Source organism: Pectobacterium zantedeschiae (assembly GCF_004137795.1).
Classification (GTDB): Bacteria; Pseudomonadota; Gammaproteobacteria; order Enterobacterales; family Enterobacteriaceae; genus Pectobacterium; species Pectobacterium zantedeschiae.
On the sequence record NZ_NWTM01000004.1, the window covers coordinates 110,210 to 133,721 of the forward strand.

Here is a 23,512-nt window from a genome sequence, read left to right on the forward strand (position 1 = left end):
TTATTTCATCAGCCACATTACCAGCTCAGCCCAAACCCTCTGGAAAACGCCACCGTACCGGTATTCGTTTCCACATCGTAGTATTGCCAGATATTGACTGGGAGTTTTCCCTGTGGGGCGCGCTTACCTGTCAGTACCTCTGCCAAAGAAATCATCGAGCGACCACGCCAGCTGCCGTTGTCATACCCGTAATAGGAATACGTCGCCACAGCAGCGTTAACATCGCCAGCGTAGTTGATAATGTCATACGGTGCACGTAGTGAAAGGTGAACGCGCTTTTTTCCCAGATTGGTAGCATGTCGTAACCAGTTAGGGTAAGGGTTATTCGCGACACCGTCTTTTGCTTGTGCGGTGGCGGTGCCATCCTGCTCAACTGGCGTAAAGCTGGTTGACAACGTCCCGAGAAGAAATACGTCACAGTTGGAAATATGATCTCTGACTTGGGCATCGGTCAGTTCCGTTTCCTTTGCTGCAACCACATTCAGGTATCCCTCCTGTGTCATCACCGCTGCGATGCCTTTGGCCTGCTCTCCCCAAGGCGTCAGGATAAAATAGCGTAGGGTTTTGTCTTTTAATGGCAACAGTGATTGCTGGTTGATCACCACGGTTATGGAACGATCGGCAATGTGTTTTTCTACCTTGTATCCCCATGTAGAAGAAGCGTCAGCGACGGCTCGTTTTTTCTTACATAACAGGTGATACCGTGCTTTGAGGGTTAAAATTCGCTCTACCGATGCATCAATTTCAGCTTCTCTGATGTTCCCTTTCTTCACCATGTCCACAATGTGTTGGATCAAGTCTGGCAAGAGTTTGACCTGCTCAGGAGATGAAATACTGATGGGCATCAGGGCGATATCCACGCCAGCGGTGAACACCTGTCGCACAGCGTCTTCCTGACTGAAATGATCGGCAATCGCGCCCATATCCAGTGCATCTGAAATCGTCACACCAGCATAACCCAACTCACCGCGCAGGATATCAGTCTGGATCGCATGTGACATGGTCGCAGGCACCGTAATTTTCTCACCGCTACGTGTAGTAATCTGATCGTTATCCAGTGCCGGATACTGAATATGAGCCGTCATGACCATATCCGATACTGTCTGGTTATCAATCGCCCGTTTATAAGGCATGATATCGATGGCAAAGGCGTCTTCTCGTGAGCGGTCAACGCGAGGCAGACCAGTATGAGAATCCGTGGATGTACTACCGTGCCCCGGAAAATGCTTGTAAGCGGTGATCAATCCTTGCTGTTTCATGCCTGCCGTCATTTTTTCCGCCAAACGATAAACGGTATTCACGTCGTCGCTGAAAGCGCGCACGTTAATGACTGGGTTGAAAGGGTTCGTGTTGACATCAACGACCGGTGCAAAGTTGGTATTGATATGCATAAAAATCATGTCTTGTGCCATCAGACGTCCCTGTTCGCTGGCAATCTGTATATCAGAACCCCCTTCAATCGCTGCGGATAGTGCCATATTGCCGGGAAATGATGCGTAATCGCCGCGCGGTAGGCGGAAAACGTTTCCCCCTTCATTATCTGTGCTAATGAATAGTCGGACGCCGCCACAGGTTTCCATCGCGGCATACCACGCGGTCAGTTTTTTAATTTGCTGCTTATCCTTCAAATTGTTGGCAAATAGGATCACGCCACCAATATGGTGATCCGTGATTAGTTTACCTACCGTTTCATCGGGAACTGTCATGTCCTGTTTACTTTTTCCCGTTGGATCCCAATAGCGAAAGTCCAGCATGAGCTTTTGTCCGATTTTCTCTTCCAGCGTCATTGCCTTTATTTTCTGTTTAATATTCATAAAATATTTCCTCTTTCAGACCAGGGTTTAATGACAGAGAAGTAATATTTGAGTGCTATAGCTTCACCTGTCATTTTTTATATTCAGATATCAGACAGCAATATTCTGAAAATCTATTAAATAGAGTATAAAAAAGAGTAAATATTAATCTTAATTAGTGAGTTGTTTGATTTTTAGGCATCGGGGTAATGGATGGGCCGCGCTAAAATAAGCTGAGTCGTTATTATCAACATGAATACTTAAAGGGCATTGCGTATTTTCTGGCACACGTTAATTATTTTATTCCCCTCCACCTTTACTTTCTTTACGTTTTTTTTGCTAGACTTAGCTTACTGTTTTTCAGGCATTTTTAGTCGACGATGAAGAAGAAAAGACCCGTTCTCCAGGATGTTGCTGACCGCGTTGGGATTACCAAAATGACGGTGAGCCGCTATTTGCGCAACCCCGCTCAGGTGTCCGCCGCCTTGCAGGAAAAGATCGCTATTGCGTTGGATGAGCTGGGTTACATCCCTAATCTCGCACCGAATATGCTCGCCAGCTCGACTAGCCGGGCGATTGGCGTACTGTTGCCATCATTAACCAATCAGGTTTTCGCTGAGGTGTTGCGTGGGATTGAACGCACGGCGGAAGCGCATGGCTACCAGACCATGCTGGCGCACTATGGCTATCATCCTGACAGAGAAGAACAGCGTCTAACTTCACTGCTGTCGTATCACATTGACGGGCTTATTCTGGCTGAACGCACCCACACACCGCGAACGCGACAGATGCTGGACGTCGCTGGCATTCCAGTGGTGGAGCTGATGGATTCCGTTTCACCCTGTCTGGATATGGCCGTCGGGTTTGATAACGTCGAAGCTGCCCGCCAGATGACATTACGTATGGTGGCGCTGGGGCATCGTCATATCGTCTATCTCGGCGCACGACAGGATGAGCGAACCCTCATGCGCTGTCGGGGCTACGAGCAAGCGATGTGGGAAAGCGATCTCAAAAGTTATTGTGTGATGAGCGAGCGGGCGTCTTCCTATTCGCTCGGTGGTGAGCTGTTGCGACAGACGCAGGCGGAATACCCGCAGGTTGATAGCCTGTTTTGTACCAATGACGACTTAGCCGTCGGTGCGATGTTTGAATGCCAGCGGCAGGGGCTGCGCGTACCGGAAGATATTGGCGTAGCCGGTTTCCACGGACACGACATTGGGCAGGCGATGGTGCCGAAGCTGGCTAGCGTACTGACGCCGCGTGAACACATGGGTCGCGTTGGCACCGAGCGCCTGCTGGCCCGCCTGCGAGGCGAGCCAGTGGAGCAGGAGATGGTCGATGTCGGCTTTACTCTACTGGACGGCGAAAGCCTCTAAGTCGCGTCATTAGCCTGCTGCGCGCAGTGCTTCAACACAGCGCTGCACGACTTCTTCCCGTGTGCCGTCAATATCGACCTTCAGGACATCCTGTTCATCACTGCCCGGTTCTTCCAGCGCATCGAACTGGCTTTTCAGCAGGTCTGTCGGCATGAAGTGGCCTGCTCTGGCTTTGTGGCGCTCCAGAACCAGTTCAAAGCTGCCTTTCAAATAGATAAACACCATCTTTTCGTTCCCTTCGCGCAGGCGATCGCGGTAACGCTTTTTCAACGCGGAACAGACGATGATGCCCGTCTCGTTTTTGTGTGCCAGGCTGTAGGCGACATCGCTAAGTCGCTCGAGCCACGGTGCACGGTCTTCATCATTCAACGGCGTACCGCTGGCCATTTTCTGGATATTGGCGCGCGGGTGCAGATCGTCGCCATCAATAAATTTTGCCTGAATGGCGCGGCCAAGTTCAGCGCCAACTGAGGATTTTCCACTGCCTGATACGCCCATCAGAATAATGCTTCGACCTGACATAATTTGATCTCTATCTCAAACTGTAAATTAAATGATACTTAATGGTTCCCGATTTTAACATGTTACCCGTATCATGTTACCGGTATCAAATGATGATGTGATACACCTCACAAACAATCAGCCAATCCAGACTGGGTGCCCTAAAGAGATTATTAACGATGACAGAAATAACATCCGCTTATAGCGCCAGTGTGCTATTAACCATCGCTGCTGGTTCGGTCGCACTGTTACTGGTGCTGATTATGCGCTTCCGTGTCCACGCATTTCTGGCGTTGACGCTGGTGAGCTTGATCACGGCGCTGGCGACAAAAACGCCTTTCGAGAAACTCGTACCTACACTGCTCAGTGGGTTCGGTAGCACGTTAGCATCCGTTGCCCTGCTGGTTGGTCTGGGGGCAATGATTGGCCGCCTGCTGGAGGTGACCGGTGGCGCAAATGTGCTGGCGGATACGCTCATCAATAAATTTGGTGAGAAACGCGCGCCTTTCGCGCTGGGTCTTGCTTCTCTACTGTTCGGCTTCCCGATCTTTTTCGACGCTGGTCTGATCGTGATGTTGCCGATTATTTTCAGTGTGGCAAAACGCTTTGGTGGCTCGACGCTGACGTATGCGTTCCCAGCAGCCGGTGCCTTTGCCGTTATGCACGCCTTGCTGCCGCCGCATCCCGGCCCGGTTGCTGCCAGTGAACTGCTGGGTGCCAACATTGGTCTGCTGGTGCTGGTGGGGGCCGTGATTGCTTTCCCCACTTGGTATCTGGGCGGTTATCTGTTCGGCCTGTGGGCAGGCAAAAAATTCCATTTGCCGTTGCCGTCAACCTTCCTGACAGAAGTCAAAGCGGACGAGCAGCATACGCCACCGGCGTTTGGCGTGGTGATGTGGGTGCTGTTGCTGCCGCTAATCCTGATTTTCCTCGATACCGGTCTGAATACTCTGACGGTAATGGGCGTTATCAGCGGTGATAGCGGTCTGGTGCAGTTCCTGCGTATGTTGGGGAAAACGCCGATTGCGCTGCTAATTACTGTCTTGTTCGCCATGATTATGTTTAGCGGTCAGCATAGCCGTAAACACCTTGAGAAGATCTGTGAAGGCGCGCTGGGCCCGGTTTGCTCGATTATTCTGGTCACTGGTGCGGGTGGGATGTTCGGTGGTGTGCTGCGTTCCAGCGGCATCGGCGATGCGCTGTCTGGCGCGCTGGCGGATACCGGTATGCCGGTGATTGTGGCGGCGTTTGTGGTGTCTGCCGCACTGCGTGTGGCGCAGGGGTCGGCGACGGTGGCATTGACGACCACGGCGGCGCTGATGGCGCCTGCGGTGGCGGCGACTCCTGGGCTGAGTCAGTTCGATCTCTGCTTTATCGTGGTGGCGATTGCGGGGGGAGCGACCGTGCTATCGCATGTGAACGACTCCGGTTTCTGGCTGGTTGGTCGTTTCCTCGAAATGGATGAGAAGACGACCCTGAAAACCTGGACGGTGATGGAAACGCTGCTCGGCACCATCGCGTTCCTGATTGCGTTAGTGGGGAGTATTTTCCTCTGATGTGTTTAGCCCCCCCTTGTGGAGGGGGCTTTTAGCCACATTTTTTATGCCGACTAAGAGACGGTTTCGTGCGCGATAATGTCGTTATTTTCATGCTACGTTGTAGCACGCGCCCGACATGGGGCGGCTCAAACGCCGCGCGCCCCATGACCCCTGGCTTCTGGCTAAATTATGCCGCTACGCGGTGCCATCGGCGTTCATGACCCCCTTTCGAGCCGACTGTGACGCGCTCCCAGCGCGGCACAGTCTTTCGCGGCGTCCCTGCCGCTCACTCGGTGGTCATGCCCACCGCTGCATAATTTTTACGCCAGATAACGTCAACCCTCATAATAATTTGCGCATTTATGTATAAGACTCTGGGGGCAACGACGCCTATAACTTCATATACGCACGTATGCCGTCGAGGAACATCTGCGTCGATAGCATCACCAGAATCAGGCCCATCAATTTTTCCAGCGCACTTACGCCTTTCTCACCCAGCAACCGCAAGAACAAATCTGACATCAACAGGATGATGAAGGAGATCGTCCAAGCGATGAACAGCGCCAGCGTCAGGTGGGGTAACTGATTGGGATACTGGTGGGAAAGCAGCATCAGCGCCGCGAGGATCGACGGCCCTGCCACCAGAGGAATCGCCATTGGCACCAGAAACGGCTCCTCTCCCGCTGGCAGACCGCTGCTATTGCCTTCCTGAGAAGGGAAAATCATCCGAATCGCGATGAGGAACAACACAATACCGCCGGAAATGGACACGGTTTCGGTGCGCAGATTCAGGAACGCCAGAATGTGTTCACCGGCGAACAGGAAAATCAGCATCAGTCCAAGTGCGATCAGCATTTCACGGATCAGCACTACACGTCGGCGTTTGGGGTCGAGGTGCTTGAGTACAGACATGAAAATCGGCAGGTTGCCGAGTGGGTCCATAATGAGCAACAGGAGTACCGTTGCAGAGATCATTTCTGTCATGTTGGTTTTTTACTCCCAAAACCGTATTTCCTGACCGGGGCCATCTTCATGGACTGACCAACATTGTTATCCTGTGCCAGGTTGATGATATTAGAATGACTGCTGAAAAATGCCGTACTATCGAATAAATTCACTTGCGACTTTATGTACATTTTGTAAGGTTGAACGACACGATAATTTACAGGTTTACGACACGACGCGCGCGACCTCTGCGGCAGATCACTGAGTCAGCAATAACTAAGCGCTATCGACGTTAGCCAGAATTCTTTTTGTTACCCCCAAAGCAGGACAGTTACCATGAAAAATGTTGGTTTTATTGGCTGGCGCGGTATGGTCGGCTCGGTTCTCATGCAGCGCATGGTGGAAGAACGCGACTTTGATGTGATTCACCCGGTATTCTTTTCGACTTCTCAGCACGGTGAACCTGCACCGGCACTGGGTGGTCATCAAGGCGTGTTGCAGGATGCTTATAATATCGAAGCACTGCGCGCGCTAGACATCATCATTACCTGTCAGGGCGGCGATTATACCAATGAAGTCTACCCAAAGCTGCGTGAAAGTGGCTGGCAGGGTTATTGGATCGACGCCGCATCCTCGCTGCGTATGAAAGATGATGCGATTATTATTCTGGATCCGGTTAACCACGGGGTGATTCAGCAAGGTCTGGATAAAGGCATCAAAACCTTTGCGGGCGGTAACTGTACCGTCAGCCTGATGCTGATGTCATTGGGCGGCTTGTTTGCTAACAACCTAGTGGAGTGGGTTTCTGCTGCAACGTATCAGGCCGCTTCTGGCGGCGGTGCGCGTCACATGCGTGAACTGCTGGCTCAGATGGGGACACTGCACGGTGAAGTGGCGAAAGAGCTACAAGATCCAGCTTCTGCGATTCTGGATATCGAGCGTAAAGTCACGGCATTGACCCGTAGCGGTGCGCTGCCGACTGATAACTTCGGCGTGCCGTTGGCAGGCAGCCTGATTCCGTGGATCGATAAACAGCTGGATAACGGCCAGAGCCGTGAAGAGTGGAAAGGTCAGGCGGAAACTAACAAGATCCTGAGCACCAGCAGCGTCATTCCTGTTGATGGCCTCTGCGTGCGCGTTGGCGCACTGCGCTGTCACAGCCAGGCATTCACCATCAAACTGAAAAAAGACGTCGCGCTGCCGGAAATCGAACAACTGCTGGCAACTCACAACGACTGGGTGAAAGTGGTTCCGAACGATCGCGACATCACCATGCGTGAACTGACGCCTGCTGCGGTAACCGGCACGCTCTCCACGCCAGTGGGTCGTCTGCGTAAGCTGAACATGGGGCCGGAATACCTGTCCGCCTTCACGGTCGGCGATCAGCTGCTGTGGGGAGCCGCTGAACCGCTGCGTCGTATGCTGCGCATCTTGCTGTAATTCACCTTGCTTGCTGGCGCAGCATCGGTTGGTGTTGCGCCAGTTTCATACTCAGATTACATCGAGAAAATAAACGAATGAGTACCAACAGTGAAAAGGATATGTCACGGGTATTAACATGGGAAAATCAGAAATTTGTTGTTACGACAAATAATGATCTACTGGATATTCATGCCATACATTGCTATTTAACGCGTTCAAGTTGGGCAGAAGGCATTGATATTGATACTGTTCGGGAATCTATCACTAACAGCCTTAATTTCGGTTTATTTACTGACGATAAGCAGATTGGATTGGCGCGAGTCGTGACGGATTTTGCGACTTTTGGTTATCTCTGTGATGTTTATATTCTAGAAGAATATCAGCAGCAAAAGTTGGGAAGCTGGTTAATGGAATGTTGCCTTGACCATCCGGTACTTAAGCGGCTGCGGCGTATTATTCTACTGACCTCTACTGCTCCATGGCTCTATGAAAAAGCAGGATATTCTCCGATTAACAAAGAAAACTATGTCTGGACGATTACGCGTCCCGATATATATCAATCGAAGATTCACCCGGTTTGAGTCACCCGTCAGACTAAGAATCATCTCCTGCTTTCAGGCCGTTTTCATCGCCTGATTTTATTCTGGAGACCTGACATGTTTATCCCCCTCGTCACGCCACGCTATCCATCTGTTCCAATGCTTTACGCGCTGAAATCAGCGGGACGCGTACTTCGACCCGGGTAAATTTATCTGCTTCGCTGACCACCGTGATGCCATAGCGGTTGCCGTAGCGTGCTTTAATGCGGCGGTCGACCAAATTCATGCCTAGCCCATCGCCACCGCTGCGGGGTTGATAGGTGCCAGCGTTATCTTCGACTGACAGTTCCAGCGTATTGGCATGCAGGCGTCCGCTAATGTGGATGTGCCCGTTTTCAATCATCTGTGAGGTACCGTGCTTAATCGCATTTTCGACAATCGGTTGCAGGGAAAATGCCGGCAGTCGCGCCTCACGCAGCGTCTCAGGTAGCGAAATTTCTACCGTCAGGTGATCGGCAAAGCGCGCCTTTTCGATTTCGAGATAGGCATTAACGTGCTCCAGTTCGTCATTAAGCGACACTTCATCGTTGCTGCGTTTGAGATTTTTACGGAAAAACGTCGACAGAGAGAGCACCAACTGGCGGGCGTGATCGGGATTACGTCGTATCACGGCGGATAGCGTGTTCAATGCGTTGAACAGAAAATGTGGGTTGACCTGCGCGTGCAGCAGCTTGATTTCCGACTGCGCCAGCAGCTGTTTCTGTTGTTCAAAACGTCCAGTCAGAATCTGTGCAGAAAGCAGGTGGGCGATCCCTTCTCCCAGCGTACGGTTTATGCTGGAAAATAGCTTATTCTTGGGCTCGTAAAGCTTGATCGTGCCGACAACACGCTGATCTTCGCCACGCAGCGGGATCACCAGCGTGGAGCCGAGCTTACACTGCGGCGACACGGAACAGGTATAAGACACTTCGTTGCCATCGGCGTACACCACCTGATTGTTGTCTATCGCCCGGCGCGTGTGTGATGACGTGATAGGCGCACCAACATTGTGGTGGTCGTCACCCACCCCGATAAACGCCAGTAATTTATCGCGATCTGTAATCGCCACGGCACCGACACCCAGCTCTTCATACAAAATACGGGCAACGCGCATACTGTTTTGTGGATTGAATCCCTGACGCAACGCCCCTTCAGCGCGGGCCGCGATTTGCAGCGCCTTGGCGGAAAACGCGGAGGTGTATTTTTCAAAAATGGCACGTCGGTCGAGCAAGATACGCATGAACATGGCGGAACCGATGGTATTAGTAATCATCATCGGTAGCGCAATATCCCTCACCAGTTCTGCGGCGTTATCAAATGGACGGGCGACCAGCAGAATAATCGCCATTTGCAGTATCTCCGCAACCAGTGCGGTCAGGCCGACGACGAGGGGCTTAAAGAGCAGATCGATACGGTTGCGGCGTGCCAGATAGCGATGCAGTAGCCCGCCGAGCAGACCTTCGGCGATAGTCGACAGCATACAGGCCAGCGCGGTCATGCCTCCCATTGAATAGCGGTGTAATCCGCCCGTTAACCCGACGAGAAAGCCAACGGAAGGGCCGCCCAGCATGCCCCCGAGCACAGCACCGGTCGCACGGGTATTGGCAATCGAATCGTCTATATGCAGACCGAAGTAGGTTCCCATAATGCAAAACACGGAAAAAACCAGATAGCACACCAGCTTGTGTGGCAGGCGAATGGTGACCTGCATTAGCGGGATAAACAGCGGTGTCTTACTGAGTAAATAGGCAATCACCAGATAAACACACATCTGCTGTAACAGGGAAAGAATGAGATCAATCTGGCTAACCATGGGCTGGTCTCTTAATACATCATCTATCAACATACACAATCGCCAAATTGTACTGCTTTTTGCTAACGGGCGAATCGATCTTTAAACAAAAGATGCTAATTATCCCGTGTCATAACTTATTCATATAAATATAAACGGAAAAATTTGATCAGTTCTCAGATATTTCTCCGTTCTTTGACTACGCTGAATTAAGGGACGTGGTTCAAGAACTCTTTCATAGTATTCATTATTTTTACACGTCGCCGTTATTCATTAGCAAGCTAATAACCCATTATTTTTATTGGATTTTTGTTGAAAACAAGTAACAGAAGAATATAAGCGCAACGTAATGTGTTTTTTATGTGACTTGTTTATTTAATTCAAATGGTTAATCAGAGGATGGATACCATGTCAGCGTTTTCTGAGGCGATTAATTCACTTATTTCCGGGCATTATGCCGATCCGTTTTCGCTGTTAGGTATGCATCATTCCTCCAAAGGTCTTGAAGTTCGCGCGTTGCTGCCAGATGCGGAGGCCGCCTGGGTCGTTGATGCCAGCAATGGACGAAAAATCGCCGAGCTGGAACGTATCGATGGACGCGGTTTTTTTTGTGGTCTGGTGCCGCGTCGGAAACAGGCTTTTCACTACCAATTGGCTGTCACCTGGCGTGAAGAAACTTGGGTGATTGAAGATCCTTACCGCTTTGGCCCGCTGTTGCAGGATATGGATATTTGGCTGCTGGCTGAAGGTACCCATCTGCGACCTTACGAGCGACTAGGCGCACATCTGGAAACGCTGGATGGGGTTGAAGGCACGCGTTTTGCCGTTTGGGCGCCGAATGCTCAACGTGTTTCGGTGGTGGGAGAATTCAACTTCTGGGACGGCCGACGTCATCCGATGCGCTTGCGCAGGGAAAACGGCATTTGGGAGCTATTTCTGCCCGATGTGAAAGCGGGGCAGCTCTATAAATACGAAATGATCGACAGTCACGGTAGCGTTCGGCTGAAGGCCGATCCGTATGCGTTTGAAGCGCAGATGCGCCCGGACACTGCATCGCTGATTACGCCGCTGCCTGAGAAAGTCCCGACCAATGAGGCTCGCCGTGAGGCGAATAGCCTGCGTTCCCCTATCTCTATTTATGAAGTCCACCTCGGTTCGTGGCGACGGCATACGGATAACAATTTTTGGCTGAGCTATCAGGAACTGGCGAAGCAACTGATTGATTATGTACAGTACATGGGCTTCACACACGTTGAGCTGATGCCGATTAATGAACACCCATTTGATGGCAGCTGGGGTTATCAGCCGCTGGGACTGTATGCGCCAACGCGTCGTTTCGGTACGGCATCAGAGTTTAGAGCGTTTGTTGATGCGCTCCATGGTGCGGGTATCAACGTTCTGCTGGACTGGGTTCCGGGGCATTTCCCCGGCGACGAATACGGCTTGGCGCAGTTTGACGGCACCGCGCTGTATGAATACGCCGATCCGCGTGAAGGCTATCATCAGGATTGGAACACGTTGATTTATAACTATGGCCGCCATGAGGTGCGTAACTACCTGGCGGGTAACGCATTGTTCTGGATGGAGCGCTATGGCATCGACGGGCTGCGGGTAGACGCCGTGGCTTCCATGATTTACCGCGACTACAGCCGCAGTGAAGGCGAGTGGGTACCGAACCATTACGGCGGTAAAGAGAACCTCGAAGCGATTGCGTTTCTGCGCTACACCAACCACATGCTGGGTCATGCGGCACCGGCGGCGATCACGCTGGCTGAAGAGTCTACGGACTATCCGGGTGTCACGCTGCCGCCGGACTGCAATGGTTTAGGGTTTCACTACAAATGGAATATGGGCTGGATGCACGACACGCTGGCTTATATGCAGCACGATCCGGTTCACCGCAAATACCATCACGATCTGCTGACATTCGGTATGTTGTACGCCTACAGCGAGAACTTCGTGCTGCCGCTGTCCCACGATGAAGTGGTGCATGGCAAGCGTTCGCTACTGGATCGTATGCCCGGTGATGTCTGGCAGAAATTTGCCAATTTACGCGCCTATTACGGCTTTATGTGGGCGTATCCCGGCAAGAAGCTGCTGTTTATGGGCGGTGAATTTGCACAAGGGCGTGAGTGGAATCACGACGCCAGTCTGGACTGGCATCTGCTGGATGAACCGGAAGGATGGCATCGCGGTGTTCAGGCGCTGGTGCGCGATCTCAACCATTATTATCGCCAGCAGCCATCACTGTATCAGCTGGATTTTCAGCCGCAGGGCTTTGAATGGCTGGTGGTGGACGATCGGGAAAATTCGGTTTTTGCCTTTGTCCGGCGTGATGAGCAGGGCAACGAAGTGCTGGTGGTCAGCAATTTTACGCCCGTGCCACGTTATGGTTATCGGATTGGCATTAACCAGCCTGGCGGCTGGCGTGAAGTCATAAACACCGATTCTGTTCACTACAACGGTAGCGATCAGGGCAATGTTGGGACGATTTACAGTGAGGAGTGGGGCAGTCATCAACGCCATCACTCCCTTGTCTTGACCATTCCGCCGCTTGCCACACTGTATCTGGTGAAGGAGGCGTAAATGGCAGAATTGCAGACGGGCAAGCCGACGCCGCTGGGGGCAAGTTTTGACGGCAGTGGCGTGAATTTCGCGCTGTTTTCGGCGGATGCCGAGCGGGTAGAACTGTGTGTGTTTGATGAGCGCCAGCAGGAGCAGCGGATCGCGCTGACGGCGCGCAGCGGCGATATTTGGCATGGCTATCTTCCCGATGCGCAGCCGGGCTTACGCTACGGTTTTCGTGTCGATGGGCCGTTCGAACCGTCACAGGGTTTACGTTTCAATCCGCATAAGCTGCTGTTGGACCCGTGCGCGCGCCAGCTTGATGGCTGGGTGGTAGATGACGCTAGCCTGCAAGGCGGAATTGACCAGCGAGATGAACGCGATAGCGCTGAGATCATGGCGAAGTGCGTGGTCACAGTAGAGGATTACGACTGGCAGGATGATCAACATCCGCAAACGCCCTGGAATCAGACGGTGATTTATGAGGCGCACGTTCGCGGATTGACGCAACTGCACCCCGATATTCCCGAAGATATTCGCGGTAGCTATGCGGCGTTAGGCCACCCGGTGATGATTGACTACCTGACATCGCTGGGCGTGACCGCGCTGGAACTGCTTCCGGTGCAGCAGCATGCCGATGAACCTCGGCTTCAACAAATGGGGCTGCGTAATTACTGGGGCTATAACGTGCTGCTGCCGTTTGCCGTGGATAATAGTCTGGCCGCAGGCGACGACGCGCTGAATGAATTCCGGGATGCGGTGAAAGCACTGCATAACGCAGGTATTGAGGTCATTCTGGATGTGGTGTTCAACCACAGCGCCGAACTGGACGTTGAAGGCCCTACGCTGTGCCAGCGCGGCATCGACAACCGCAGCTATTACTGGCTGGGTGAAAGCGGTGAATATCATAACTGGACCGGCTGCGGCAATGTGCTGCGCCTGAATCATCCGGCGGTGATTGACTGGGTGATGGGCTGCCTGCGCTTCTGGCGTGAGGTCTGCCACGTTGATGGTTTCCGCTTCGATCTGGCTACCGTGCTGGGCCGTACTCCCGATTTTACCGCCGCTGCACCGCTGCTGTCTGCCATGAAAAACGATAGCCGCTTGCAAGGCTGCAAGCTGATCGCCGAGCCGTGGGATATTGGATATGGCGGCTATCAACTGGGTCAGTTCCCGACGCCGTTTGCAGAGTGGAGCGACCGCTATCGTGACGACATGCGCCGCTTCTGGCTGCATGGTGACCTCTCTCTCGGCGCATTTGCCCGCCGCTTTGCCGCTTCCAGCGACATCTTCCAGCAGCATGACCGCCTGCCTTACGCCTCTATCAACAAACTGACGGCCCATGACGGCTTTACGCTGCGCGATTTAGTGAGCTTCAACCACAAGCACAATGATGCCAACGGTGAGGACAATCGCGACGGTACCGACAGTAACTTCAGCAATAACCACGGTACGGAAGGGATGGAAGCGGAGGATGACATCCTTCAGCGCCGGTTGGCTAGCCAGAAGGCGCTGCTGACGACGCTGATTTTGTCGCAGGGAACACCCATGCTGCTGGCGGGCGATGAGCTGGGTCATAGCCAGCAGGGCAACAACAACGCTTACTGTCAGGACAATGAATTGACCTGGCTGCACTGGGAAAACGCGGATAGCACATTGCGCGAATTTGTCGCCGGATTGATCCAGCTTCGCCGCACGATCCCGGCACTACAGCAGGAAACGTGGTGGCAAGAAGGCAATGGCGCGGTGCAGTGGTTGAACAGCGAAGGGCAGCCTTTGACGCCGCCGCAGTGGGAACAAGGGGAGCATCAGCTACAGATTTTACTGTCTGGTCGTTGGCTTGTGCTGTTTAACGCCAGCCTGCATGGCGGCGCGTTCATTTTGCCAGAAGGCCACTGGCAGGTTTCACCGCCGTTTGATGAAACGAACCCGCCCGAGGGTGGAATCTGGCACGGACAAGCGCAGGCGGTATGCGTCTTGATAAAACAGACCGCCTAAGCGCAAGCCATTAAAAGAATAATCAGGAGATAGCCATGGTGAATAACGACAAGCATGACCCTCTGATGTTGGCAAGACAGCTCCCTTTGAAATCCGTGGCATTAATTTTGGCCGGAGGCCGTGGAACGCGACTGAAAGGGTTGACGGCGCTGCGCGCCAAGCCCGCTGTTCACTTTGGCGGCAAATTCCGCATTATTGATTTCGCGCTCTCTAACTGCCTGAACTCCGGCATTCGCCGCATTGGTGTGATTACACAATATCAGTCTCATACGCTGGTGCAGCACATTCAGCGTGGCTGGTCGTTTTTGAATGCGGAGATGAACGAGTTTGTTGATTTGCTGCCCGCGCAGCAGCGCCATTCTACTGATCATTGGTATCGGGGAACGGCAGACGCGGTTTGCCAGAATCTCGATATCATTCGGCGCTACCGTGCGGAGTATGTAGTGATCCTCGCGGGCGATCACATCTACAAGATGGACTACTCACGTATGCTGATTGATCACGTGGAAAAGGGGGCTGAATGTACCGTCGCCTGCTTGCCCGTGCCGCTGGAAGAAGCCAGCGCCTTTGGCGTCATGAGCGTGGATAAACAGCATCGGATCCTCGATTTTGCCGAAAAACCGGATAGCCCAACGCCGATGCCAGATAACCCCGATATGGCGCTCGCGAGCATGGGGATCTATGTTTTTAATGCGGACTATCTTTATCAATTACTGGAAGCGGATCATAACGCGCCGGACTCTAATCATGATTTTGGGCAGGATCTGATCCCTAAGATCGTCTCGCAGCGTTTGGCTTGGGCGCACCCTTTTACTCTGTCGTGCGTCACGTCGGGTGAAGATGAAAACCAGTATTGGCGAGATGTCGGCACGTTGGAAGCCTATTGGCGTGCCAACCTCGATCTGGCGTCAGTCACGCCGGAGCTGGATGTGTACGATCGGCACTGGCCGATTCGTTCCGCGATTGAATCGTTGCCGCCAGCCAAATTTGTTCAGGACCGTTCCGGCAGCCATGGTATGACGATGAACTCGCTGGTATCGGGAGGCTGCATCGTCTCTGGCTCGGTTGTCACGCATTCGGTGCTGTTCCCGCGTGTGCGGGTCAATTCTTTTTGCAGTATAGATTCGACGGTGATCCTGCCGGATGTCAACGTGGGGCGCTCCTGTCGTTTACGCCGCTGCGTGATCGATCGTGCCTGCCACTTGCCGGAAGGCATGGTGATTGGTGAAAACGCGGAAGAGGATAGCCGCCGTTTTTACCGTTCGGAAGAGGGGATCGTGCTGGTCACGCGATCGATGTTGGAAAAGCTGTAAACACCATCGGAACAAAACGGGAGTAATAATGCGGGTCTTACATGTTTGTTCAGAGCTATTTCCACTATTGAAAACCGGTGGACTGGCGGATGTGGCTGGTGCGTTGCCCGGCGCGCAGATTGCGGCGGGGATGGATGTCCGCGTCATCTTGCCTGCCTTCCCCGATCTGAAAAAAGGCATCGCTAACCTAGAGGTCGTGCGTGAACTGGACACCTTCGCCGGACACGTAACCTTGCTGTTCGGCCATTTTAACGGCGTCGGTATTTATTTGATTGATGTGCCCGATTTATATGAACGCGCGGGCAGCCCTTATCACGACCCGGCACTTTACGCTTATGCCGATAACTATCTGCGGTTCGCGCTGCTGGGATGGATGGGATGTGAAATGGCGTGCGGGCTGGACCACTACTGGCGGCCTGATGTTGTGCATGCCCATGACTGGCACGCGGGGCTGACCTGTGCCTATTTGGCTGCGCGTAACCGCCCTGCGAAATCAGTGTTTACCGTTCATAACCTTGCCTATCAAGGGCTGTTTGATGCCCGGCATATGGCGAATCTCCACTTACCGAGCGATTTCTTTCAAGTCTACGGGCTAGAGTTTTACGGCCAGATCTCCTACCTCAAAGCGGGATTGTTCTACGCTGATCACATTACGACCGTGAGCCCGACCTACGCGCATGAGATCACGCTGCCAGCCTATGGTTACGGTATGGAGGGTTTGCTACAGGCGCGTGAAGAAGAAGGGCGGCTGTCTGGCATTCTTAATGGCGTTGATGACGCGATTTGGAATCCGGCGCACGATCCGTTACTCACAAACCATTACAGTCGTGATGCGCTGGCGAACAAAGCGGAAAACAAACGACGTCTGCAAACAGCGATGGGCTTGAAGGTTGACGAGAAGGCCCCGGTTTTTGCCATCGTCAGCCGTCTGACCAGCCAGAAAGGGCTCGATATTGCATTAAGCGCGATCCCCGATTTGCTGGAGCAGGGGGGGCAACTGGTGGTATTAGGCGCAGGGGATGCCGATTTGCAGGAAGGTTTTCTGGCCGCCGCAGCCGAATATCACGGTCAGGTTGGCGTACAGATTGGCTATCACGAAGCCTTCTCGCATCGAATCATTGGCGGTGCGGATGTCATCATGGTGCCCAGCCGATTTGAACCTTGTGGGTTAACACAGCTCTATGGCTTGAAGTATGGCACGTTGCCGCTGGTGCGCCGAACGGGTGGGCTGGCGGATACGGTATCCGACTGTTCGCTAGAGAATCTGGCGGATGGTCTGGCAAGCGGGTTTGTCTTTAACGATTGTACTGTGGGATCGCTATCCCGCGCGATTCGTCGTGTGTTTGTGCTGTGGTCCCGACCCACGCTATGGCGCTATGTGCAGCGTCAGGCGATGGCGATGGACTTTGGTTGGCAGGTTTCTGCTCAGGCTTATGGGGCGCTCTATCAACGCTTGTATACCCACTAGCTTTCTCGCTGCGCGTCATCCGCGTGCAATCTGAAAACGACAGGGTATGGTGACACTCACTTGGGAATGAATATTATGAACTCTCCGTTTATCTATACTTCGCCAACGCTCAGTGTGGAAGCGCTGAAACACTCTATTGCTTACAAACTCATGTTTACTGTGGGGAAAGATCCCTCGATTGCGAATAAACATGACTGGCTGAACGCCACGCTGCTTGCCGTGCGCGACCGGATGGTGGAACGCTGGCTACGCTCGAACCGTGCTCAGCTTTCTCAAGATGTGCGGCAGGTGTATTACCTGTCGATGGAATTTTTGCTGGGGCGGACGTTGTCGAACGCGCTACTGGCGATGGGATTGTATGACGATCTGAAAGCGGCGCTGGATGGCATGGGGCTGGAACTGGACGATCTGCTACAGGAAGAAAATGACCCTGGCCTAGGTAACGGTGGTCTGGGGCGTCTGGCGGCCTGCTTCCTGGATTCGCTGGCGACGATGGCTCTGCCGGGGCGCGGCTACGGTATTCGCTACGAATACGGCATGTTCAAACAGAATATCGTTAACGGCAAGCAGGCAGAATCGCCGGACTACTGGTTGGAATACGGCAATGCGTGGGAGTTCCCGCGTCACAGCACGCGCTACAAAGTGCGCTTTGGCGGTCGAATCCAGCAGGAAGGCAGCAAAATGCGCTGGCTGGAAACGGAAGAAGTTATCGCGTGCGCCTACGACCAAATCATCCCCGGTTTTGATACCGATGCGACCAATACACTGCGTTTGTGGGGCGCGCAGGCCAGTAACGAAATCAATCTGGGTAAATTCAATCAGGGTGACTATTTTGCAGCGGTTGAAGATAAAAACCACTCGGAAAATGTGTCGCGCGTGCTGTACCCCGATGATTCCACCTATTCAGGCCGTGAGCTGCGCTTGCGTCAGGAATACTTTCTGGTTTCGGCTACGGTGCAGGACATCCTGAATCGTCACTGGATGATGCATAAGACCTACGCCAATCTGGCGGAAAAATTTGCTATCCACCTGAATGATACGCATCCCGTGTTGGCCATCCCTGAGTTGATGCGTCTGCTGATTGATGAGCATAAATTCCAATGGATAGAGGCGTGGACTGTGGTGAGGAAAGTCTTCTCCTATACCAACCATACGCTGATGCAGGAAGCGCTGGAGACCTGGCCTGTCGATATGCTGGGTAAAATCCTGCCGCGCCATCTGCAATTGATTTTTGAAATTAACGAGCATTTTCTGGAATACGTTCAGAAAGAAGTACCCGATGACAACGACCTGTTGGCACGAGTTTCCATCATTGATGAAAACAACGGGCGTAAAGTTCGGATGGCGTGGCTGGCGGTGGTTGCCAGCCATAAGGTCAACGGCGTATCGGAACTGCATTCGGATCTGATGGTGCAGTCTCTGTTTGCCGATTTCGCTCGGCTCTTCCCTAATCGCTTCTGTAATAAAACCAATGGCGTGACACCACGGCGCTGGCTGGCGCTGGCTAACCCATCACTCTCCAAACTGTTGGACGACACGATAGGGCAGACCTGGCGCACCGACCTGAGTCAGTTGAGCGAACTGAAACAGCACATCGATTACCCAGCATTTGTGCAGAAAATCCGTAAGGTGAAGTTGAAGAACAAAGTGCGCTTAGCGACCTATATGGCGGAAAATCTGAACATAGTAGTTAACCCCGAGTCGCTGTTCGATGTGCAGATTAAGCGTATTCACGAATACAAACGGCAGTTGTTGAATGTATTGCACATCATCACGCTCTATAACCGCATTAAAGACGATCCGGAAGTCGTGCGTGTACCGCGTGTCGCCATCTTTGCGGGCAAGGCGGCATCGGCCTATTACATGGCGAAGCACATTATCAACCTGATCAACGACGTCGCGAAGGTGATCAACAACGATCCGGCATTGCACGATCGGCTGAAAGTGGTCTTCATCCCGAACTACAGCGTGAGTCTGGCACAGCTGATCATTCCGGCTGCCGATCTCTCTGAGCAGATCTCGCTGGCAGGGACGGAAGCGTCGGGAACCAGTAACATGAAGTTTGCACTGAACGGCGCGCTGACGATCGGCACGCTGGATGGCGCGAATGTCGAAATGCTGGAACATATTGGCGAAGAGAATATGTTTATCTTCGGCAATACGGCCGATCAGGTCGAAGCGTTACGCCAGAGCGGCTATAACCCACGGCAATATTACGATCAGGATGAAGAACTGCGCCGCGTGCTGACGCAAATTACCACGGGCGTCTTCAGCCCTGATGACAGCCGACGTTACAGTGATCTGTTTGATTCACTGGTGAACTTTGGTGATTACTACCAGCTACTGGCAGACTATCGTAGCTATGTGGATACGCAGGATCGGGTGGACGAGCTGTACCAGAACAAGGATGAATGGGCGCGCTGTGCGGTACAAAACATTGCCGGCATGGGCTATTTCTCGTCTGACCGCACTATCGGTGAATATGCAGAAGATATTTGGAATATCAAACCGATACGGCTGTGATGGGGGGAAAGCTTTTCCATTAAGGGCTAATTTTTGAAAAGATAACAGGCGTTCAATGAACGCCTGTATAAGCCGCCGATGATACTCCGACGATGACCGTGAGACGTCAGAGAGACAGGCTTGCTGCAACGATCATGCTGCGGCTTCGTCATCGGCAGCGACGATCTCTATGCCACGCGGGACGAAGAAATTATTGCTCCTCAACATGGTATTCGCCTGCTCGTTCAGCGTAGCGAACTTGAGTTCCTCAGACGTGAAATCGTGCATAAAATAGTTGAAGAAGATATCCGCCTCACGAGGCACCCGCTCAGAGCCATTAAAGAACTTCACCAAATCGGCCCCCCGATACATCTGCCGACGCAGCCCTCTGCTTCTCAACACGTTTTCCGCATCGCGTCCGACCTGTATTAGCCAGCCCCACTGCGCGTTGAGTTTATCCCGCTCGCTTCCGCTCACGTTTTGGCGGAGTATTTTATAGTCATGCAATTTTTCCCCCAGCCAAAAGCAGTAGTGGATCATATGCAGTTCGAACGCTTCCGGCGTCGGTGTCATTTTTCCCACCCATTTGCTGTAGTACTCACTGTATTTCTTCGCGGAATAGCCCAGTCGGCTATCCTGCATGATGAAATACTGGGCTATTCGTGGGTTTTTAGCATCGAGAGTGGGGAAGTTGGGAAAAGGAACCTGCGCCCGACGTGCGGTTTCAAACATTTGTCGTAGTGGTACCCGACACAGTTCGGCACTGGGGCGCTGTTCGTTGGGCAACAGCCCGCCCGTTACGTCTTCACTGATGCCGGGGCAGAGCACTTCACGCCAGCCGGATCTGAGTGGCCCCAGAGGCAACAGAGGACGATATTCTCGTCGTTCATGTGCCGCAATCAAGTGCAAGGCGCTTTTGACTGCGGGGTGAAGGGGTTTATCGAACGCAATCACTTTCGCGCCAAAGGCCGTAGTGATAAGCCCGACCACGGGATGACGGGCAACTAATCCCGCCCCGTCAGAGGCGGCAGCCACGGTATCGCCCATATCCATCGAGCTACGGCGCGTGCAGTCGAACAGCCCTGCAAAAATCACTTCGACCTTGCTGTCTTCGTAGCGGTATTCGTTTCCCACTTTGGTACAAACCGACCCCAGTAACTCGTCGATAAAGCGTCGGGCCAATGCGGCCCCCAGATCGGCACCAAAAACGGAAATTTGGATCAGTTTGATGGGCAGTTGATTAATTTTTTTTACATCTACCACATTCAACTTGAATTGGTTCTTTGCTGAATCCACTCGCGCATCGACGCCGGTCATCAGCAATTCAGCCACGATCGGGTTATCCCGGATAGGTTCGGCCGCCTCGAGCAGCGCGCGGGTCGCCGCCTTTTTGGCTGCGGAGACGGTGGCATCGAAGCCACTCTTCATGGTCACTAAGTCGCCCAGCTTGTTGGAGAGCACCTGACTCCAGTCTCCTTTGAAAACGCCTTTGACGGTATCGACTGCCGTTTCTTTACCCTGCTCAATCAGTGCATCGGCATAATCCTCAGGCAGCGCCTGCTGTCGGGCGTCCATAATACTATGTAAGCGCTCAGTGGCTGTATCATCAAGCGTGGTACCTAATCCAGGAATGTAGACCGCAGAATAAACATATGACGAGCCAATCTCTGACGTTCTTCTTTCTGGATGAGCACGAAACAAACGGCCTACGTTAGTCAGATGCTGGCTATCCTCATCTACATTGATATTGCGTTTTAGACCATCGAAGAAGAAGCCGATTTGTAACGCGAGAGAACAGGTGCCTATCCCCGCCTGATGACGGCTCTCTTCGTGCGCAACGCGACATTCGAGATCATCCCAATCCACCATTACAACTTCCTCGTCCGATAAGTATTTATTACATCCTGCATATCTTGGTGACAACGATAAGCCCAACGTATCATCGGCTTGTTATCGGGCAAAAACAGTACACAAAAATCATTCAGGCCTTTCTCTCGTTTAGGCATCGGTAAGACTACAGTATGGATCTCTGGACGATATCCAAGCTCATCATATTGTTTGCGAGTCATCGCAAGTTCCCATTTAATAATGGCTGTACCTCCGCCTATTCGATAGGGACCTGCGGTTTTCCCCCCCGCATTCCGCCCGTCAAATGCATCGGTATTTCCCCCCATATTTCCGTTGACATAGGCATAACTAATCGGCCGATCCATTACTGACATAACCACCAATGACGCTCCGCCATGTCGTTCCTGTATTAGGAACGTCCAGCCCAGCCAGAGCACCAGCAGAATGCTCGCCAGCCACCGCCCCCAGCGCGGCAAGATCTGCCATATCGCCGTTATCAGCCCCGAGATTGCTCTAATCAAACCGTTTGCCGCACTCATGCTCGTCCCTTTTTCTCTTGCTGATTCAATTCCCTTGTCACGCGCGGGTTAGCCATTACGCCCGCCTGATGACGGCTCTCTTCACGCGCAACGCGACACTCCATATCATCCCAGTCCACTTTAATTTATCTCCTTGTTCTATATGTATCGACGATGCTATCTATTTCAACGACACAGCTTTCAGCCCACCGGATCATCGGTTTATTATCAGGTAACATCAGCACACAGAAACCATTTTGGCCCTTATCACGTTTCGGCATCGGTAGGGTCACTGTATGCTTTTCAAATTGGAGTCCAGCTTTCTCCTGCTCTTCTGTCATATCCAATTCCCAGTCTATTTTGACCGTATCCCCCTCTATCCGATAAGGTCCCGCAGAACTCCCTCCTGAATTAAGCCCATCAAACGCAAAGGTATTTCCTCCCATGTTTCCGTTGACGTACACATAGCTGATGGGGCGGTCGATCACTGAATAGACGACAATTGACGCCCCACCGTGTCGCTCCTGAACCAGGAACGTCCAGCCCAGCCACCGCCCCCAGCGCGGCAATATCTGCCATATCGCCGTTATCAGCCCCGAGATTGCTCTAATCAAACCGTTTGCCGCGCTCATGCTCGTCCCTTTTGTTCTTCCAGCGCCTGACGGCCACCTTCCAGATAGGCCAATGCCCATAACCGTCTTTGGGCATCTGTCGCTCCAGCCTGCTCGGCTTTCGCCAATGCCTTGCGGACCATGTTCATTCTTTCACAGGGTGGGAAATGTCTTATGCTATCCCCCTCTTGCCACAGAGCGAGTAGGCGATGCTCGTCAGATGAACCTTGCAACGCTTGATATAACGCAGGCGTCAATTTCACCAGAACAGGTTCTGTGGGAGAGATCGATAGACTCAGTTCGCGCCAACTGCCGTCGCATTCTCGTAACCACCAGCGGTCAATCCTCCCAAAAAGCCCACCGAGCCACGGGGCGTCGTGTTGCTCGACAAGCAGAGGCAGTGCGTGCGGTGTATAGAACCGCAGTAGTTGGCTAAATTTCCCTTCGGGCTCAATCACCCTCACACCCAAAGCCAACTGCTTTTGCAGGGCGCTTAGGGGTTGGCCGCTTTCAAGCAGGCCAACCACATGCCCCTGCTGAACGAGCGTAGCCAGTAATATTTCTTCCTCTTGCGGACAATACCAAAGCCAGGGACCCAGATTGATCAATTCAAACAAGTCATCATGAAAATAGAGCGGCAAAAATGGCCTTTCGCACAACCGTTCCCGCTGCTCAGCGGTGAGGTAAGCCCCTTCCAACAGTACGATACAGGCACCCTGATGCCAGATTGCTTCGGGTAGCATC

At 52.7% G+C, this 23,512-nt stretch carries 18 protein-coding genes; 9 read left to right on the forward strand and 9 right to left on the reverse strand.

Annotated elements, in window-relative coordinates; genetic code table 11:
* Window positions 1–17: 17 nt before the first annotated feature.
* Window positions 18–1,814, reverse strand: a complete 1,797-nt coding sequence (locus CLR69_RS19210; protein ID WP_131535043.1) for a glycoside hydrolase family 3 N-terminal domain-containing protein — start codon at window positions 1,812–1,814, stop codon at window positions 18–20.
* A 359-nt stretch (window positions 1,815–2,173) separates the two neighbouring features.
* Here CLR69_RS19210 and gntR point away from each other — a divergent pair, with 359 nt between their 5' ends.
* Window positions 2,174–3,169, forward strand: a complete 996-nt coding sequence (gntR, locus tag CLR69_RS19215; protein ID WP_131535044.1) for a gluconate operon transcriptional repressor GntR — start codon at window positions 2,174–2,176, stop codon at window positions 3,167–3,169.
* Between the two features lie 9 nt (window positions 3,170–3,178).
* Here the strand turns inward: gntR and CLR69_RS19220 are convergent, their stop codons facing one another.
* The gene (locus CLR69_RS19220) at window positions 3,179–3,691 is read right to left on the reverse strand and encodes a gluconokinase (RefSeq protein ID WP_131535045.1); all 513 of its coding nucleotides are present in this window, start codon (window positions 3,689–3,691) and stop codon (window positions 3,179–3,181) included.
* 158 nt (window positions 3,692–3,849) lie between these two features.
* Between CLR69_RS19220 and CLR69_RS19225 the strand changes: the two genes are divergently transcribed.
* The gene (locus CLR69_RS19225) at window positions 3,850–5,226 is read left to right on the forward strand and encodes a GntP family permease (protein ID WP_131535046.1); all 1,377 of its coding nucleotides are present in this window, start codon (window positions 3,850–3,852) and stop codon (window positions 5,224–5,226) included.
* Window positions 5,227–5,598: 372 nt separating this feature from the next.
* Here the strand turns inward: CLR69_RS19225 and CLR69_RS19235 are convergent, their stop codons facing one another.
* A complete protein-coding gene (locus CLR69_RS19235) occupies window positions 5,599–6,192 on the reverse strand; it encodes a YhgN family NAAT transporter (RefSeq protein WP_039484765.1) in 594 nt (197 codons plus the stop codon).
* 297 nt (window positions 6,193–6,489) lie between these two features.
* Between CLR69_RS19235 and asd the strand changes: the two genes are divergently transcribed.
* Both asd and CLR69_RS19245 read left to right on the forward strand, forming a co-directional pair.
* Complete coding sequence (asd, locus tag CLR69_RS19240) at window positions 6,490–7,593, forward strand: aspartate-semialdehyde dehydrogenase (protein ID WP_129708667.1); 1,104 nt, start codon at window positions 6,490–6,492, stop codon at window positions 7,591–7,593.
* Between the two features lie 77 nt (window positions 7,594–7,670).
* A complete protein-coding gene (locus CLR69_RS19245) occupies window positions 7,671–8,156 on the forward strand; it encodes a GNAT family N-acetyltransferase (protein ID WP_131535048.1) in 486 nt (161 codons plus the stop codon).
* Window positions 8,157–8,247: 91 nt separating this feature from the next.
* On the opposite strand, the gene CLR69_RS19250 is transcribed toward CLR69_RS19245, so the two are convergent.
* Window positions 8,248–9,966, reverse strand: a complete 1,719-nt coding sequence (locus tag CLR69_RS19250; RefSeq protein WP_129708661.1) for a sensor histidine kinase — start codon at window positions 9,964–9,966, stop codon at window positions 8,248–8,250.
* 387 nt (window positions 9,967–10,353) lie between these two features.
* On the opposite strand from CLR69_RS19250, the gene glgB reads away from it, so the two are divergent.
* From glgB to glgP, 5 genes are all read left to right on the forward strand, one after another.
* Window positions 10,354–12,531 carry a 1,4-alpha-glucan branching enzyme gene (gene glgB / locus CLR69_RS19255; protein WP_129708658.1) on the forward strand — a complete coding sequence of 726 codons (2,178 nt, stop codon included), beginning with the start codon at window positions 10,354–10,356 and terminating at the stop codon, window positions 12,529–12,531.
* Window positions 12,532–14,508: a glycogen debranching protein GlgX gene (glgX, locus tag CLR69_RS19260; protein ID WP_131535049.1), complete on the forward strand. Its 1,977-nt coding sequence runs from the start codon at window positions 12,532–12,534 to the stop codon at window positions 14,506–14,508. It abuts the gene before it with no gap.
* Window positions 14,509–14,543: 35 nt separating this feature from the next.
* Entirely contained in the window at window positions 14,544–15,821 is a 1,278-nt protein-coding gene (glgC, locus tag CLR69_RS19265; protein ID WP_129708651.1) for a glucose-1-phosphate adenylyltransferase, read from the forward strand.
* A 28-nt stretch (window positions 15,822–15,849) separates the two neighbouring features.
* Complete coding sequence (gene glgA, locus CLR69_RS19270; protein ID WP_131535050.1) at window positions 15,850–17,289, forward strand: glycogen synthase GlgA; 1,440 nt, start codon at window positions 15,850–15,852, stop codon at window positions 17,287–17,289.
* 75 nt (window positions 17,290–17,364) lie between these two features.
* The gene (glgP, locus tag CLR69_RS19275; protein ID WP_129708646.1) at window positions 17,365–19,812 is read left to right on the forward strand and encodes a glycogen phosphorylase; all 2,448 of its coding nucleotides are present in this window, start codon (window positions 17,365–17,367) and stop codon (window positions 19,810–19,812) included.
* A gap of 132 nt (window positions 19,813–19,944) precedes the next feature.
* Here the strand turns inward: glgP and CLR69_RS19280 are convergent, their stop codons facing one another.
* From CLR69_RS19280 to CLR69_RS19295, 5 genes are read right to left on the reverse strand one after another with little or no spacing between them, the layout of a single operon-like run.
* Window positions 19,945–21,660: a DUF2235 domain-containing protein gene (locus tag CLR69_RS19280; protein ID WP_131535051.1), complete on the reverse strand. Its 1,716-nt coding sequence runs from the start codon at window positions 21,658–21,660 to the stop codon at window positions 19,945–19,947.
* Window positions 21,660–22,178 carry a hypothetical protein gene (locus tag CLR69_RS19285; RefSeq protein WP_131535052.1) on the reverse strand — a complete coding sequence of 173 codons (519 nt, stop codon included), beginning with the start codon at window positions 22,176–22,178 and terminating at the stop codon, window positions 21,660–21,662. Before CLR69_RS19285 ends, CLR69_RS19280 begins: the two co-directional genes overlap by 1 nt.
* Entirely contained in the window at window positions 22,175–22,297 is a 123-nt protein-coding gene (locus CLR69_RS23330; RefSeq protein WP_277950133.1) for a hypothetical protein, read from the reverse strand. The genes CLR69_RS19285 and CLR69_RS23330 overlap by 4 nt, the downstream gene beginning before the upstream one ends.
* Window positions 22,298–22,303: 6 nt before the next feature.
* The gene (locus tag CLR69_RS19290) at window positions 22,304–22,789 is read right to left on the reverse strand and encodes a hypothetical protein (RefSeq protein ID WP_131535053.1); all 486 of its coding nucleotides are present in this window, start codon (window positions 22,787–22,789) and stop codon (window positions 22,304–22,306) included.
* Entirely contained in the window at window positions 22,786–23,511 is a 726-nt protein-coding gene (locus CLR69_RS19295; RefSeq protein WP_131535054.1) for a DUF4123 domain-containing protein, read from the reverse strand. The genes CLR69_RS19290 and CLR69_RS19295 overlap by 4 nt, the downstream gene beginning before the upstream one ends.
* Window position 23,512: the final 1 nt, after the last annotated feature.

What these genes read in the sequence shown, in the direction of transcription:
- gntR (WP_131535044.1), top strand. Translation starts at nt 2,174, where the DNA reads ATGAAGAAGAAAAGACCCGTTCTCCAGGATGTTGCTGACCGCGTTGGG.
- glgP (WP_129708646.1), top strand. Translation starts at nt 17,365, where the DNA reads ATGAACTCTCCGTTTATCTATACTTCGCCAACGCTCAGTGTGGAAGCG.
- asd (WP_129708667.1), top strand. Translation starts at nt 6,490, where the DNA reads ATGAAAAATGTTGGTTTTATTGGCTGGCGCGGTATGGTCGGCTCGGTT.
- CLR69_RS19225 (WP_131535046.1), top strand. Translation starts at nt 3,850, where the DNA reads ATGACAGAAATAACATCCGCTTATAGCGCCAGTGTGCTATTAACCATC.
- CLR69_RS19235 (WP_039484765.1), bottom strand. Translation starts at nt 6,192, where the DNA reads ATGACAGAAATGATCTCTGCAACGGTACTCCTGTTGCTCATTATGGAC.
- CLR69_RS19295 (WP_131535054.1), bottom strand. Translation starts at nt 23,511, where the DNA reads ATGCTACCCGAAGCAATCTGGCATCAGGGTGCCTGTATCGTACTGTTG.
- CLR69_RS19220 (WP_131535045.1), bottom strand. Translation starts at nt 3,691, where the DNA reads ATGTCAGGTCGAAGCATTATTCTGATGGGCGTATCAGGCAGTGGAAAA.
- glgA (WP_131535050.1), top strand. Translation starts at nt 15,850, where the DNA reads ATGCGGGTCTTACATGTTTGTTCAGAGCTATTTCCACTATTGAAAACC.
- CLR69_RS19280 (WP_131535051.1), bottom strand. Translation starts at nt 21,660, where the DNA reads ATGGTGGATTGGGATGATCTCGAATGTCGCGTTGCGCACGAAGAGAGC.
- glgB (WP_129708658.1), top strand. Translation starts at nt 10,354, where the DNA reads ATGTCAGCGTTTTCTGAGGCGATTAATTCACTTATTTCCGGGCATTAT.
- glgX (WP_131535049.1), top strand. Translation starts at nt 12,532, where the DNA reads ATGGCAGAATTGCAGACGGGCAAGCCGACGCCGCTGGGGGCAAGTTTT.
- CLR69_RS19285 (WP_131535052.1), bottom strand. Translation starts at nt 22,178, where the DNA reads ATGAGTGCGGCAAACGGTTTGATTAGAGCAATCTCGGGGCTGATAACG.
- CLR69_RS19290 (WP_131535053.1), bottom strand. Translation starts at nt 22,789, where the DNA reads ATGAGCGCGGCAAACGGTTTGATTAGAGCAATCTCGGGGCTGATAACG.
- CLR69_RS19250 (WP_129708661.1), bottom strand. Translation starts at nt 9,966, where the DNA reads ATGGTTAGCCAGATTGATCTCATTCTTTCCCTGTTACAGCAGATGTGT.
- glgC (WP_129708651.1), top strand. Translation starts at nt 14,544, where the DNA reads ATGGTGAATAACGACAAGCATGACCCTCTGATGTTGGCAAGACAGCTC.
- CLR69_RS19245 (WP_131535048.1), top strand. Translation starts at nt 7,671, where the DNA reads ATGAGTACCAACAGTGAAAAGGATATGTCACGGGTATTAACATGGGAA.
- CLR69_RS19210 (WP_131535043.1), bottom strand. Translation starts at nt 1,814, where the DNA reads ATGAATATTAAACAGAAAATAAAGGCAATGACGCTGGAAGAGAAAATC.